This window comes from Natrinema sp. LJW11, assembly GCF_056135975.1.
In genome coordinates this window covers 159,235-173,425 of the sequence record NZ_JBWBDM010000001.1, presented here as the reverse complement: position 1 = coordinate 173,425, position 14,191 = coordinate 159,235, and the positions used below count along the sequence as shown (strand labels likewise).

The 14,191-nt window shown below is 66.4% G+C and carries 11 protein-coding genes; 3 read left to right on the top strand and 8 right to left on the bottom strand.

All coding sequences use genetic code 11. From position 1 onward, the window contains the following. Positions 1-79 precede the first annotated feature (79 nt). Entirely contained in the window at positions 80-1,180 is a 1,101-nt protein-coding gene (locus tag AC0QDI_RS00830; protein ID WP_474664311.1) for a DUF354 domain-containing protein, read from the bottom strand. A gap of 164 nt (positions 1,181-1,344) precedes the next feature. On the opposite strand from AC0QDI_RS00830, the gene AC0QDI_RS00825 reads away from it, so the two are divergent. Continuing rightward, on the top strand, positions 1,345-2,328 hold the full coding sequence (locus AC0QDI_RS00825) for a glycosyltransferase (protein ID WP_474664309.1): 984 nt from the start codon (positions 1,345-1,347) through the stop codon (positions 2,326-2,328). A gap of 21 nt (positions 2,329-2,349) precedes the next feature. Here AC0QDI_RS00825 and AC0QDI_RS00820 read toward each other — a convergent pair whose 3' ends face one another. The 5 genes from AC0QDI_RS00820 to AC0QDI_RS00800 form a co-directional block, all read right to left on the bottom strand. Next, on the bottom strand, positions 2,350-2,595 hold the full coding sequence (locus AC0QDI_RS00820) for an AbrB/MazE/SpoVT family DNA-binding domain-containing protein (RefSeq protein WP_474664307.1): 246 nt from the start codon (positions 2,593-2,595) through the stop codon (positions 2,350-2,352). Positions 2,596-2,761: 166 nt separating this feature from the next. After that, the gene (locus tag AC0QDI_RS00815) at positions 2,762-3,733 is read right to left on the bottom strand and encodes an NAD-dependent epimerase/dehydratase family protein (RefSeq protein WP_474664305.1); all 972 of its coding nucleotides are present in this window, start codon (positions 3,731-3,733) and stop codon (positions 2,762-2,764) included. Further along, on the bottom strand, positions 3,730-4,683 hold the full coding sequence (locus tag AC0QDI_RS00810; RefSeq protein ID WP_474664303.1) for a DUF362 domain-containing protein: 954 nt from the start codon (positions 4,681-4,683) through the stop codon (positions 3,730-3,732). The genes AC0QDI_RS00815 and AC0QDI_RS00810 overlap by 4 nt, the downstream gene beginning before the upstream one ends. Further along, a complete protein-coding gene (locus tag AC0QDI_RS00805) occupies positions 4,680-5,798 on the bottom strand; it encodes a Gfo/Idh/MocA family protein (RefSeq protein ID WP_474664301.1) in 1,119 nt (372 codons plus the stop codon). Before AC0QDI_RS00805 ends, AC0QDI_RS00810 begins: the two co-directional genes overlap by 4 nt. 92 nt (positions 5,799-5,890) lie before the next feature. Beyond that, the gene (locus AC0QDI_RS00800) at positions 5,891-6,823 is read right to left on the bottom strand and encodes a polysaccharide deacetylase family protein (protein ID WP_474664299.1); all 933 of its coding nucleotides are present in this window, start codon (positions 6,821-6,823) and stop codon (positions 5,891-5,893) included. A 277-nt stretch (positions 6,824-7,100) separates the two neighbouring features. On the opposite strand from AC0QDI_RS00800, the gene AC0QDI_RS00795 reads away from it, so the two are divergent. Continuing rightward, positions 7,101-8,693, top strand: a complete 1,593-nt coding sequence (locus tag AC0QDI_RS00795) for an alkaline phosphatase family protein (RefSeq protein WP_474664297.1) — start codon at positions 7,101-7,103, stop codon at positions 8,691-8,693. 244 nt (positions 8,694-8,937) lie between these two features. Here the strand turns inward: AC0QDI_RS00795 and AC0QDI_RS00790 are convergent, their stop codons facing one another. Both AC0QDI_RS00790 and AC0QDI_RS00785 read right to left on the bottom strand, forming a co-directional pair. Further along, a complete protein-coding gene (locus AC0QDI_RS00790; protein WP_474664295.1) occupies positions 8,938-10,335 on the bottom strand; it encodes a PAS domain-containing sensor histidine kinase in 1,398 nt (465 codons plus the stop codon). Positions 10,336-10,409: 74 nt separating this feature from the next. Beyond that, on the bottom strand, positions 10,410-11,717 hold the full coding sequence (locus AC0QDI_RS00785) for a hypothetical protein (protein ID WP_474664293.1): 1,308 nt from the start codon (positions 11,715-11,717) through the stop codon (positions 10,410-10,412). 254 nt (positions 11,718-11,971) lie between these two features. On the opposite strand from AC0QDI_RS00785, the gene AC0QDI_RS00780 reads away from it, so the two are divergent. After that, positions 11,972-13,765, top strand: coding sequence for a hypothetical protein (locus AC0QDI_RS00780; RefSeq protein WP_474664291.1), 1,794 nt, complete (start codon positions 11,972-11,974; stop codon positions 13,763-13,765). Positions 13,766-14,191: the final 426 nt, after the last annotated feature.

Below are 14,191 nucleotides of genomic sequence, written 5' to 3'. Positions count from 1 at the left end.
CGTATAGTCGGCAAGTCACCGGTCGCTGTAGCGAGAAACGGCCGGGTACCCTTCCCGGAAAGTCGGATCGCAACCGGAGTCACATCGTCTGCGAACGCGGCTGTAACACCCGTTTCGACGAGCGATCGAGACGGTCGACCGTCCCCCGAGACCGGGCGACATCGACGAGCAACTCGGTGAGGTTCACGAGATCGCCGACGTACTCCCGCCGCCGCCGCTGCCAGCGCTCGTCGACCTCGTCGTCGGCGAGGACTTCGAGAGAGCGCTCGCAGATCGCGTCGTACTCGTCGAACTGCTCGGCGAGGCCGGCGCGCTCGAGTTCCTGGAACTCGCCGTACTCGTGACGGTCGGTGCCGCGGTAGCGAAAGGCGGGCGTTCCGAGCAGTGCGGCCTCGTTGACCATGGTCCCGGTGTCGGCGACCAGGAGCGAGGCCTCGGCCATCGCATCGTGTATCAGCGCGGGGTGGAGGTCGTACGCCCGTGCGGGGAGGTCCCGGATGTCCATCTCGTCGCCCTCGTCGGAGACGAACACGGTCACCTCCTCGCTGAGCCGTTCGATCAGGTCGCGTCGCTGTTCCGGGCGAAACCCCTCGAGGTCGGCGTCGTGAAGGGCGTCGAGGGCGTTGAATCGGACGATCGCGTACGGTTCGTCCGGAGCCACCTCGAGGTACTCCCGAACGTCGGCGTTCGGCTCGAAGACGTCGGGGTGGAGATAGGCGCACTCCTTGAAGCCGTCGAAGGTGTAGTGGGCGTCGCCGAGATCCCGGCGCGTCACCGCCGGGGAGAGAATGCAATCGGCGAACGGTCGGGAAACGGTGTGGTTGAAGTCACCGGGCTCGTCGTCGAGGACGAGCACGACCGGGGTTCTCGTCAGCGTGCCGGCGGCGGCGGCGTAGGGGCCCCTGCCGAAGATCACGTCGGGACCGAACCGTATCGCTTCGGTGGCGATCGTCAGGAACTGGCCCCCTAACTCCCGTGCGAACCCCAGTTTCGAGTAGCGCTCCGTTTCGTGATCGCCGTACACTCGGTAGGGCATGTCGAAATAGTCGAGTAGATCGGTCGTACAGGCGTAGCGCCGAGTGAGCACGAGCACGTCGTGGCCCGCTCGCTCGAGGCGGTCGACGGCGTGTCGATACAGATGGACGTGAGCTGGCGTATTCGCCAAGACGAGGATCCGCATCGAAGGGAGCTACCCCATCTCGACCCTTTGTAATCCCATCGCTACGGGGGACTCCGACCGGAAGTCACCGTATACGAACCCCACATCTAGCTGTACGTGAAGAAAAACTCCGTGGGTCGAGCGGTTAACAAAACGGCTTCAGTCCGTTTCATCCGGTACTCGAAATGGACGTCCTCACGCTCACTGCGTACGCCGACGCCCCGTTCATGGTTCAGCAGATGAACGCGCTCGAGGAGCGCGGCGTCTCGTTTACGACGATGTCGGTGGCCGGTGAGATCGACGCCGAAACCGACCGGAGTCCGGCGGATTACGTTCGGACGGTTCCGGAGGTCATTCGGGAAGCGGGAAACGGTTACGATCTGATCCACGCCCACTACGGATTGACGGGGCCGATAGCGCTCGCACAGCTCCGCAAGCCGGTCGTCCTCTCGCTGTGGGGATCGGACGTCCACGGACCGGTCGCGCCCGTCAGCCGGGCGTCCGCGCCGTTCTGTGACGAGGTCGTCGTCATGTCCGAGGAGATGCGCGCGGCACTCGGTCGCGACTGTCGGGTGATCCCCGACGGCGTCGACCTCGAGACGTTTCGGCCGGAACCCCGGGACCGGGTCAAAGCGCGGGTCGGCTGGAACGACGACGCGTACGAGGTACTCTTTCCCTACTCTCCCGCACGCGACGTGAAGAACTATCCGCGGGCCCGGCGCGTCGTCTCCGTGGTCGACAACCTCCTCGAGCGGCCCGTGCGGCTCCGGACCGTCTCCGGCGTCGACCACGACGCGGTGCCGGACTACATGAACGCCGCCGACGCGCTGCTGTTGACCTCTCACAGCGAGGGGTCGCCAAACTCGGTGAAGGAGGCGCTGGCCTGCAACCTCCCCGTGGTCGCCGTCGACGTCGGCGACGTGCAGGAACGACTGGCCGGCGTCGAGCCCTCACGCGTCGCCGCGAGCGACGAGGAACTCGTCCGGGGTCTCATCGAGGTCCTCGAATCCGGCGAGCGGTCGAACGGCCGCGAGGCCGCCCGCGAGGTGAGCATCGACCGAACGGCCGATCGGATGCTCGAGGTCTACGAGGAGGTCGCGGGGCAGGTCATCGAAACCGAGGACGACAGGGAGAAACGGCCTGTGACGGGAGCGGCACGGGTCGAGTGACGGTCGAAAGTCGTAGCTGTATCAGCGTATATGCTCGGTCGCTTGCTCTCGGCCTTCGTCGAGACCGCCCTCACGCAGTTCGTCCATGGATGCAGCTTTCAACTCGTCGCTGGCCGCGTTCCGTAATGACTCGAGCGGATCTTCCGGAATAGGCATGAGTTTGATACCGTCCTCCAGTTCGACAAGTCGATACCGCTCGCCGAAGCGCTCACGAACCGCCTTCGGGATCGTAATCCGACCGCGCTCGTCCGTCGTGATCTCGGACATACCTATCTAGTGTCAACTGGCGGGCGGGAAAGAAATCTACTCCCACGTTTCGATCTCAAATGGGAACCGAAATTGCAGTCGTTCAGCCGTTCCGGCGGGCTAAGCGACGCGGAAAACCGTTCTCGCACCGGTTCGATCGCAGTCGGTTATGCTGAAATTTCGATGGCTACTGCACTTCCGCCTCGTACCACTCCATCGCCTCGGGCACGTGCGCCTCGAGCGGCCGGTACTCGTATCCCAACTCCTCGCTGGCTTTCCGCGAGCTGTAGAACAGTCGCTGGGTGGCGAGTTGCGCCATCTGTCGGTCGAAGGGGAACATCCGGCGATCGGCGACGGCGTCGACGACCTCGGCGACCGGTCCGGCGGCCCGGATCGCGGTCGACGGAACGCGGATCCGTGCGGGCGTGCCGCCGGCCGCGTCGGCGATTCTGGAGACCGCCCGATCGTAGGTGAGGTTCTCGCCGCCGAGGATGTAGTGCTCGCCGCTGGTCCCGCGCTCGGCGGCGGCCAGCAAGCCGTCGACGACGTCGGAGACGCCGGCGATGCTCAGGCCGCCGGGGAGGTAGGCGGGCATCGTCGGCTCGACGCCCATCGAGAGCAGTTGCGCCGTGAACTCCTCGTCGCCCGGCCCGAAGATCGACGTCGGGTGGACGGTGACGGCGTCGCCGTCCGTTTCGGCGTACCGATCGACCAGTTCCTCCGCCTCGGCTTTCGAGGCCTGGTAGGCACCGATCGGCTCGGCCACGTCCGTCTCGTCCGCGAAATCGTTCCCGTTCTTCGGGCGGCGCGTCCCGGAGGTGCTGGTAAACACCACGCGACCGACGTTGCCCTCTCGACAGGCCTCGAGCACGCGCTCCGTCCCGTCCCGGTTGACTTCCCAGACCGTCTCCGGACCGGCGCTCCAGAGGCCGATCCCCGCGAGGTGGAAGACGACGTCGGCCCCGTCGACGAGGTCGCACAGCGTCTCGTCGTCGGAGAGATCGCCGACGTACCACTCCGCGTCGTCGAGATCCCCCCGGTCCGAGGTCGGGCGACTGAGCCCGCGAACCGTCCAGCCGTCCTCGAGCAGGCGCTCGCACAGCCGCGAACCGAGGAAGCCGGTCGCGCCGGTGACCGCCGCGGTGCGCGATTCGGTCATCGACCACCCTCGAGTTGCGGCGGGACGGCGTCGCCGGCGACCGCCGCGTAGACGCGGTAGGCGGTGGAGACGGCGGGATGGGTCTCGTCCGATGGCGGGAGGTCGCCGTCGGGGATCCGGTCTCGAAGCCGCTCGAAGTCGACGCCGTCCCCCTCGACGGCGACCGGCCCCGCGTCTCCGCGGGCCGTCTTCAGCGCCGCGTCGGTCTCGAGCGATCGGCCGAGCAGCGAGGACGCCACGGCGTCGACGGCGGGAGCAGCGCCCGCGAACAGCGCGTTTCCTTCCGCGGGGTCGCCGCCGTAGGCGGTCGTCGCGTCCAGGACGGAGACGGCGGGGCCGATGACGCGCGTCGCCGCGACGGGAACTCGCTCGGGATCCGCGGTCGAGTCGACGAGCGTGGCGAGCGTTCGCATCGCGCCGGCGACCGGTCCGTCCTCGGTCGGTCGCAGCGACGGGATGACGATCACGGTACCCTCGGTGAGTCGTTCGGGCACCGAGAGCACGGTCGGACTCCCGTCAACGGCACAGATATCGTCGGTACGAGGTTCGTCCGCCAGATCGACGAGTTCCGCGTCGAAGCGCTCGAGCAGGCTCGCGTAGCCGAGATACTCGGCGGTTCGATCGAACGAGATCCGCTCGTCGCTCGCGCCGGCGACGGCGACGTCGGCGTCCGTCCGCCACTCGAGCCGAGCGACGATCGACCCGATCACTGCTGGATCGGTGACCATCCCCGACGACGGGTGAAACGGGTAGTGGGCGTCGGGGACGAGCGTAATCCGGTCGGCCTCGGCGAGCGTCTCGAGCGAGGGCTCGAGCAGGGTTCGGACGGGCGACTCGAGGGCGGCCATCCGGTCGTCGACGTCGGGGTTCCAGCCGCCGCGGCGTTCGTCGGCGTCGACGGCAACTGCGCGGACTGGTTCCCCGTTGGTCGCATCGTCCGTCGCGCTCATAGCGTCACCTCGGGCGTCTCGAGTCCGTCGACGTCGGCGTCGTCGATCTCCGCGGCTGCCAGGTCGTACGCCCGTTCGGCGAGTTCGAGCGTCCGGCGACCGTCGGCCCCGTCGACCGGCGGTTGCTCGCCTTCGCGGATCGCATCGCAGAAGTCCGCCAGCGCGTCGTAGTGCGCCTGCAGGTAGAACGACGGGCCGAAAACGTCCGGCTCGTCGCGCGTGAGTCGACTGGCGACGTTCGAGAGGGCGGATTTGGCCGCGCCGGCGTAGAAGTTCCGGGGCAGGTGCTCCTGATTGCTGATCGTCCCCGTCACGCCCTCGAGGCGCAGTCGCGTGTTGACCTCCGGAAGCTGCTCCCACTGGTAGGAGCCACAGTGGAGCGAGATCGTCGTCCCCGTCTCCGGCGCGTCCATGAGGACGGTCGCGGCGTCCTCGACGTCTATCTCGAGCGTCCGTCCCATCGTCGCGTCCCGGACGCGAAGTTCGCCGAACAGCCACTCGAGGACGTCGAAGCAGTGGACGCCGAGCTCGAGGAGGGAGCCGCCGCCGACGGCATCGGAATCCAGCGGCCACGAGGGGGGCGCGTTCTCGACCGGCGGTCGGCCGAGCGGGCCGTCGTTGAGCCGGGTGATCGAGGCGTAGGGGACGTGACCGACGCTCCCCTCGTCGTAGGCCGCCTTGACGCCGGCCATGTCCGGCTGGTAGCGCAGGGTGTGGTCGACGCCGATGTCGATGCCCGCTTCGCGAGCGGTCTCGAGCATCTCGTCGGCCTCCTCGGTCGAGCGAGCGAGGGGTTTTTCCACGAAGACGTCGACGCCGGCCTCGGCCGCCCGCTCGACGGCTTCGGCGTGGAGGAACGGCGGGAGTGCGACGACCGCCGCGTCCAGGTCCTCGGACGCGAGCAGCGTCGCGTAGTCGTCGTACGTGTTCGACGCGCCGACGCGTTCGGCGCGGCTGCGGTTCTCGGGAATGGCGTCAGCGGCCGCCACGACCTCGACGCCGGGCATCGCGGCCGCCGACTTCAGGTGTACCATGCCGATGTTCCCGACGCCGAGGACGCCCAGTGAGAGCGCGCTCGAGTCGGTCAACCGATTCAAAAGAGGTGTTCGTGCCATCTGTCCGAAAACGGTCCGGCTGCGGGCTTTGTTATCGTCGCCGTACCGCGTCGAGCGACCGAGTAGCGCGCCCCTTCGGCCGATATCGCCCGTCAGTTCCAGCTCGCCGTCGCCCGCTCGGTGGCCGACGGCCGTCCCGCGACTCGGCGGGCGACGTCGGCCATCGTCTCGACCGTGAGATCGGTCGCGGTCCGCCGGCGCTCGAGGTGTGAGAGGATCGCCCGCATCCGTCGATCGTCTCGCTCGTGGGTCAGGTTGTTCGGATGAAGCCACATGTGGAAGAGGCCGTCGGTCCGGGCCGCCTCGTCGATCCCGCTGCGGGCCAGTTCGACCATCGGATCCGTCCAGATCGACTCGGCGACGGTCCGCGCCGGCCCCTCGAACCCGAAGAGGAACATCGACGCCGGAACGTTGACCAGCCCGTACTCGTCGACGGCCGGTTCGACCAGCATGGACCGGTCCCGAATCGTCGAATCGAAGATGCCGCGCACGCCGTCCCGCGTCGGCGATCGTCCCCGATAGGCCGAGACGTCCTGCTCGGCCAGCACCTCCCGGTGGCCGATATCGTTGCGCGGGTAGACGAACGAGTCGATCGACTGGTTCCAGTCGGCCGCGATTTCGCGGCTGCGCTCGAGTTCGGCGACGGCGAACTCGCGATCCGTCTCCGGGCGGCCGAACAGGGCGTGCGAGAAGGAGTGGCTGGCGAACTCGTGGTCGGTGTCCGACTCGAGGAGGTCCGTCACGAGATCGGGGCCGTATCGGAGGTCGTCGCGCTCCGCCCAGTCAGTTCGTTCGCGATCGAACCAGCCGTCCGGGGCCGGGTGATCGGCGTGGACGCCGTCGCAGTCGTTGAGCATGAGGTGGCCGACGACCGCCCACGTCGCCGGGACGTCGAACTCCTCGAACAACTCGAGCATGACCGACCAGCCGCGGCGACCGGCCTCGACCCGCTCGGTTGGCGGGTCGGCCAGGTCGTGAAATCCCCAGCCGAGTTCGGCGTCGAGGGAAATTACGACGCTGCCCACGGTATCCACCACTGTTGAACGCGTTTCATATCGGGACGGTCCGCCCGGGATGACTTTGTTATGGATCTCTTGTCGGAACGGGGACCGAGAACCGTCGCGTTTACCGCCGTCGTTCGAGCGCCGCCGCCGGTCTTCGGGAACGGACGTGTTGGCGGTGAAATTAATCGGAGCGAACGGAATCGAGCGGGGGCGGCTACCGGGTGAAACCCCTCTATAACAAAGCGCTCGTCGGGCAATTTCTGTCCATAGGCGTCTTCGACGTCTCCCTACATAAATCATGAGCGGATCTACAACCCCATCCGAGCGAGCGTTCGTGCTCGGACTCGACGGCGTACCGTGGAGACTCATCGAGCAGTGGTGCGACGAGGGCGAACTCCCCAACTTCGCCCGGATGCGCGAGGAGGGCGCGTCCGGAACGCTCGAGAGCACTCGTCCGCCAACGACGCCGCTCGCGTGGCCGTCGATTGCCACGGGCGTCTGGCCGGACAAGCACGGAATCTACGGCTTTCAGAATCTCTCTTCGGAATACAGTCACGAGATGTACACGAGTCGTGATCTCCAGCAGCCGGCCCTCTGGGAGCAACTCGGGCCGGCCCACGTCGGGAACGTCCCGATGACGTATCCGGTCAGCGAGATCGACGGCACCATGGTCACGGGCATGATGACGCCCTCGACGGACCGGGAGTTCACCCATCCACCGGATCTTCGGGACGAGATCGAGTCCCGGATCCCGAACTACGAGATCAGCCTCGACTATCCCGAGTACGCCGACCGACTGGACGACTTCGAGGTCGCCGTCGACGACGTGCTCGCGAAGCGCCGCGAACTGATGCGGATTCAGATGGACCGCGCCGCCGACGATTGGCAGCTGTTCTTCTTCGTCTACACCGCACCCGACCGATTCCAGCACCTCATCTGGGACATGGATCGGCTCCTCGCCCACTACAAGAAGCTCGACGAGATACTCGGCGAGGTCGTGGACTACACGGACGACCACGACGCGGACCTCTACGTCGTCTCCGATCACGGCTTCGGGCCGATCGAGGACCTCGTCTACGTCAACCGCATCCTCGAGCGGGACGGCTACCTGTTCCGTCGCGAAGACGACGGGACCCGCGGCGCGCTCGCCAGCCTCGGCATCTCCCGGGACGCGATCACCGGGGCGCTCAATCGGGTCGGGATCACGGAGAAGGCTCTCGTCCAGTCGCTCCCCCGGCAGCTGGTCGACTCCGTCGCCGAGCAGATTCCCGGCGATCACGCCCTCTACGACGTCGACTTCGACCGCACGGTCGCGTTCGTCCACGACACCGGCAACCTGTACATCAACGACACCGACCGCTTCGACGGCGGCGTCGTCGATCCCGGCGAGATACCGGAGATCAAGGCCGATATTACGGCCACCCTGAAGTCGGCGACCGACGCCGACGGGGAGGCGCTGCTCGAGGTGTCCGACGGGGACGATCTGTTCCCGACGGACGAGGCGTCACCCGACCTCGTCGTGAGCGGTCGGGGCACCTACGAGGCGCGGAGTTCGGTCGCAGACGACGTGATCGGCGACACCGGGGTCTACGACGCGAGCCACCGCAGCGAAGGGATCGTCCTGTGTCGCGGGCCGTCGATCGACGCCGGGGCGACGCTCCGGGGGGCGCGCGTAGTCGACATCGCGCCGACGCTGCTCCACGGAATCGGCGAACCGGTCCCGGAAAACGCCGACGGACGGGTGTTGTTCGACGCGTTCGCCGCGGAAGCGCGCCCGTCCTCGCGGAAGGTCGACCGCACGACGGTCAGCCGGACCGACAGCGACGACGCGGTCGACGAGGACTTCGACGACGTCGAGGACCGACTGAAGGGGCTCGGTTACATGGAATAAGACGGTCCGGTGCACCGACGTACCGGAGCATCCCAAGGACGAGTCGCGGTCGCTCCAAAACTGACGGACAACAGTCCGTATACGGGATCCCGCCGTCCGTCGCGCGTTCTCCGAGTGGCTATCGCCTCGGCAGGGGTCGGCACCTACCGCCGTATTCGTCGTGACGGGGTTCTCTCCTGACGCTCTTCGATCTCGAATACCGCCGATCCGTTCGAACGGATGCCGACCGACCGGCAGCCCCCGATCACGTCCGATCGCGCGGTAGCGTCAGCGTGATGGTGTTTCCCGTCTCGGATCGGTCGAACGCGATACCGCCGTCCGAGAGGTCGGCGACCCAGTAGACGAGCCACAGCCCCAGCCCGGACGTGTGATAGACGTCGTCCATCTTCCAGTCGCCGGTGAGAATGCGAAACTCGACTTCCGGAATCGGCGGGCAGTTATCTCGAATCGCGACGGAGATCGTTTCCGGACGCGAGCGGACGGTTACCGACAGTTTCGGCTCTCCGTGCGGTTCGTGTCGAACCGCGTTCTCGAGGAGTTCCGTCACGGCTAACTCGATTTCGGTTACTGCGCGGGCGGTCGCGGTGTCCGGAGCGGTCGTCTCGATCGTGGCGTTCGGATACCGGTCGCGTATCGCGTCGACCGCGTCGGTCACGACCGGGACGAGGTCGATCGAGGCGGGCGCCGATCCCTCCGTCAACAACTCGATGATCTCGCGCTGCTTGGCGGCGGTCTCGAGGAGTTCCCGTCCCTGTCGGCGGATGATCGCCGCGCGTTCGCGGGACGATTCGTCGCCGTCACTGGCGATGCACTCGGCGTTGCCGAGCATCACGGACAGATCGTTTCGCAGGTTGTGTCGAAGGAGATTGTCCATGATCACCAGCTGGCGCTCCCGACGACGGCGATCGGTGATATCCCGGGAGAACCCGACGATACGGTCGACCTCGCCGTCTTCGATGATGGGTTCGGAACGCACCCAGACCCAGCGGCTGTAGTCCGTGTCCGGATTGACGCGATACTCGATGTCGACCGATTCGCCGTCCGAGATGCGGGCCATCGCTTCCGTGACGCGGGAAACGTCGTCGGGGTGGACGACCTCGAGAAACTCGCGCGGGTTCGCCTCGAGATCCTCGACCGGTTGGCCGAAGACGTCTTCGTAGACCGGGTTCACGAACAGGAGCTCGGTCCAGTCACCGTTGAACATCCAGAGGACGTCCCCGACCGTCCCGGCGATCGTCTGCAGTCGACTCTCGGCGGTGCGGCGATCGCGTTCCGCAGCGACCTGTCGGGAGATATCCCGCGAGCTGACGACGTACCCCTCGAGCGTGTCGTCGGGCAGGTCCGTAAATCGGCTCTCGAGCCACACCCACTCGCCGCTTCGGGTCGCGTGACGATATCTGACCGACGCGGACGATTCCCCCGTCGCAGTGATCCGCCGGAACTGGTCCGCGACAGGCTGTCGATCGTCCGGATGGATGTACTCCTGTGTGTCCTCGCCGACGAGCTGGTCCGGCTCGTAGCCGAGGATGGAGCGGCTCGCCTCGTTGACGTAGCGGTACGTCCCCGCCTCGTCGACGACGGCGAGTTTGTCCTGGGCGTTCTCGAGCAAGATCGAGGCCAGATCGCCGATTTCGACGGTCATCTCCCTATTGTGCCATTCGTTCACGTGGGATGATGAAAAGCGTGGTGGACACGACGCCGATCGGACGCCTCGCTCTATCGACCGGACCGGACGAGTCGAAGGCCGGCTTTCGCCGTCGTCCAGGCCGGGTACACCGTGTTGTAGACGCTGTTCGGCGCGTTTCGAGCGCCGACCCAGAGGAGTCGGTGGGCCAGCGGTGAGCCGGACGACGATATCAGGTCGGCCAGATCCGCGGTTTCGAGCCACTCGAAGAAGCGTCGCTCGGCCGGCGTCGCGGGTTCGGTCTCGCTCGCGCGTTCGCGGATGTCGGCCCACATGTGGCGCTCGTCCTGCCCGAGCACCCACTCGCCGCGCTCGAGGGAGCGACGGAGGTCGGGGTAGTCCGCGTCGGAGAACGGATACCCGTGGTTCGACGGCTCGAGGCCGGACAGGCGAAGGCCGACCGCCGTCCGATAACACTTCTCGCATTCCCCGCAGTTACCGTCCATGCGGTCGTTACAGGTCTGGAGTTGCAGTTCGGGATCCTCGTCGCGGACGTAGCCGGCGATGACGTCGAGGCGTTCCTGCCGGGTGAGATCGTAGGCGTCGTGGTGACATCGCGTCCCGGCCCACCGGACGCGCTCGTCGATGTCGGGGCGAGAACCCCACTCGAGGTCGATCCCGTCCCAGTGGGTCGCGGCGACGTAGAGGTCTTCCATTCCGCGCGCGTAGGCCATCGGCGCGCAGAGGCCGAGCAGTCCCAGCCCGTGACCCACGGAGCTGTACCAGCCGCCGTCGACGTAGCGCTTGTAGTGGGCCAACAGCATCGGATGATCGAGGAAGGAGAGCATGTTGGACTCGACGAACGACGTCTCGCAGTCGTGATCGGCGGCGAAACCCGAGACGCGCTCGCGGAGGGCGTCCCATTTCCCGTCGTCGGCAGCGTCCGGGGTGATCGTCCAGCCGCGAACGCTGATCAGCGTCGGCGACTCCTCGCGGTGGCGGACGTACGAGCACGTCGAGTCGACGCCGCCGGTAAACAGCAGGCCGCTCTCGCCGGTCGCGTTCGGCTCCGGTTCGATGGTTCGACGCGCGTAGAGCGTCCCTCCCTCGAGGAAGTCGTGCATCTCACACAGCGATTCCTTCACGTCCTCGAGCGCGCGGGCGAACGTCGCGTCGACCTCGTCGACGTAGACGTCGGCGCCGTTGGCCCAGGCGACCGGACAGACCTGCGCGAGGACGGGGATCGCGAGCACGCCCTCGGGAACGTCCCCGATCGGAACGTCGTAGCTGGTCCGGAACGATTCGTCGGTGAAGAACCGCTCGAGGTCGGCCGAGCTACGGACCGAGCACTCGAGGGTCGCCTCGTGAGTCGAGATCCCGTCGATGATGATGGATGACATAGTAAGAGCGAGTCGGGTGTCGTCTCGATCGATCACGACCGCCTACAAAAACCAGCAGTATCGTTGATCGATTCCGACGCGAGAAATCAATCCGTAGCTGACAGTTCGGATTCGATAGGGATAGCATACTTCGGGTGGAGGCCTCACAACGTCTGTTTTCGAGGGTAGGAAGCCTATAACAAACCCCGACAGCGCCGACCACTGGCCCAACACATGCGTATCGAGACTGGTCCGGCCGAACTCGGTGAGAGGGCATGAGACGATCGACGCTCAACGTGACGGTCGCGATCGGCTTTCTCGCGGTCGCGGTGGGGATCCTCGTGGCGAGGGCGAATCCCGCGACCGCCTACGAGCCGTCGGTCTACGCGGGAGCGCCGACGATCACCTGGTTCGGGTTCGCACTCGCGCTCGCGATCGCGGTCGGAACGACCCTGTCCTGTCGCGGCCGCCAGCAGGGACTCGGAATCGGTCTCGGGGGACTGACGGTCACGGCCATCGTGAGCCTCCCGATACTCAGGAACTATCGGTTCGCCGGAATGGGAGACGCCCTCACCCACCTCGGGTGGACGCGCGATATCGTCACCGGCGGAACCGCGCCACACGAACTCTTCTATCCGGGATTGCACGCTATCGCGACGGTCCTGCACTTCGCCGGCGGCGTCTCGATCGAACGCGGACTCCTGCTCGGAATGGTTATCCTCTTCGTCCCCTTCGTCGTCTTCGTCCCGCTCGTCGTCCGCGACATGACCGGCGACGGGCTGGCGGTCGGCCTCGCCGCGATCGTCTCCTGGATGGTGCTGCCGATCAACAACATCGCGACCCACATGGGCGTTCACACCAACTCGAACGCGCTGTTTCTCGTCCCGCCGGTACTCTTCGCGATCGTCGCCTACCTCCGCCGGCGCTCGACGCTCGAGCGGCTCCCGCTCGACGTGTCGCCGTTCAGCGTCCTCCTCTTTCTCACCGGCCTCGCGCTCTTGTTGGTACATCCCCAGCAGATGTTCAACGTCGTCGTTCTCATCGGCGCGATCAGCGGCGTCCAGTACCTCGCCCGCCGGCGCTACGACGAACACCCGATGCTCGAGCATCCGACGACCCACGTTCACACGCTCTCCCTCGGGGCCCTCTTCGGGCTCTGGGCGCTCGGTAACGAGCGGTTCAGGCAGGCCGCCGCCGGCCTCGTCACCGGCCTGCTCGCACAGGATATCGGCGGCGGCACCGAGGTCAATCAACGGGGGACGTCGTTGACCGAGATCGGCGGCAGCCTCACCGAATTGTTCGTCAAGATGTTCCTCGACGCGGCGATCATCGGCCTCATCGTCGGCTGTTTCATCCTGGTCGTCTGGCTCGGCCGGACGAGCCTCGACGGGGAGACCAAGTCCCTCGTCAACTACGTCGCGTTCGCGCTGTTCCCGCTCTCCGCGATGTTTCTCGTCTACTTCCTCGGGACGCCGACGATGGCGTTCCGGCAGATGGGGTTCATCTACGTGCTCCTGACGATCCTGGCCGGCATCGCCCTCGCACAGCTCGTCGGCGGCCTCTCGGGCGTGATCACGAGACCGGGCGCGAACGCGGTCACGGCGCTGGTACTCGGGGCGTGTCTCGTCCTCGGGCTCATGACGGTGTTCACGTCGCCGCTGATCTACAACCCGGGCCAGCACGTGACCGACGAAATGATGAGCGGGTACGAGGACGGGTTCGATCACGGGGCCGATGACGTCCCCTACGCGGGCATGGGGTACGATCCCTATCGATACGAGCAGGGCATCAACGGAATTGCAGGCGGTGGCGACACGGTCGGCGGCGCGTCGGCCGCCACCGGCTCCGTCAACGCCACCGTGTTTTCGGAGGGGAACTACAGCGGGGCTTATCCCACCGACGAGTACTACTTCGTCGTCACCGACTGGGACGAGACGCGAGAGCTCGACGTCTATCGAGAGCTCAACTACGACAGGAGGGCGCTCGAGGGACTCGACACGGAGCCGGGCGCGAACAAGGTGATCTCGAACGACGAATTCGAGATGTACGCGATCGACAGCGCACCGTAAGGTCCCTCGTCGCCCGACGCGACTGCGTTTCTCCGGAGGGAGCGAGCCGGTCGGTCGAGCGATGGAGTCGCCTCCCGCGATCGGTATCGAATCGTCGCTCTCAGACCGTCGCGGTCGATCACCGCCCCCTAGAGAGGTGTCCGACTCGGTCGTCGGGGGAACTCGAGCTCTAGTAGTGGATGACACGCGCGCGTTGAGCAACGCCCGGATGCGCACTCGAGGGGCGAGTCGTCCGCCGAGTCCGGTGCCGACGTCTCACTGGCGACCGCGGTGGTTCGACGCTGTCGGGCAATCGTACGGACGGCGTGACTGACGGGCGACGGGGGCCGCCGGTCGGCGTTCCGGCCGGTAATAGGTTGTTACGACCGAGGAAACGTGCGCCTGTCCGAATGAAACGGCGTCACCACCGGAGAAACGGTGCGGGAA

Coding starts and splice junctions, on each gene's coding strand:
- AC0QDI_RS00830 (WP_474664311.1), bottom strand. CDS start 1,180: ATGCGGATCCTCGTCTTGGCGAATACGCCAGCTCACGTCCATCTGTAT.
- AC0QDI_RS00825 (WP_474664309.1), top strand. CDS start 1,345: ATGGACGTCCTCACGCTCACTGCGTACGCCGACGCCCCGTTCATGGTT.
- AC0QDI_RS00820 (WP_474664307.1), bottom strand. CDS start 2,595: ATGTCCGAGATCACGACGGACGAGCGCGGTCGGATTACGATCCCGAAG.
- AC0QDI_RS00815 (WP_474664305.1), bottom strand. CDS start 3,733: ATGACCGAATCGCGCACCGCGGCGGTCACCGGCGCGACCGGCTTCCTC.
- AC0QDI_RS00810 (WP_474664303.1), bottom strand. CDS start 4,683: ATGAGCGCGACGGACGATGCGACCAACGGGGAACCAGTCCGCGCAGTT.
- AC0QDI_RS00805 (WP_474664301.1), bottom strand. CDS start 5,798: ATGGCACGAACACCTCTTTTGAATCGGTTGACCGACTCGAGCGCGCTC.
- AC0QDI_RS00795 (WP_474664297.1), top strand. CDS start 7,101: ATGAGCGGATCTACAACCCCATCCGAGCGAGCGTTCGTGCTCGGACTC.
- AC0QDI_RS00790 (WP_474664295.1), bottom strand. CDS start 10,335: ATGACCGTCGAAATCGGCGATCTGGCCTCGATCTTGCTCGAGAACGCC.
- AC0QDI_RS00785 (WP_474664293.1), bottom strand. CDS start 11,717: ATGTCATCCATCATCATCGACGGGATCTCGACTCACGAGGCGACCCTC.
- AC0QDI_RS00780 (WP_474664291.1), top strand. CDS start 11,972: ATGAGACGATCGACGCTCAACGTGACGGTCGCGATCGGCTTTCTCGCG.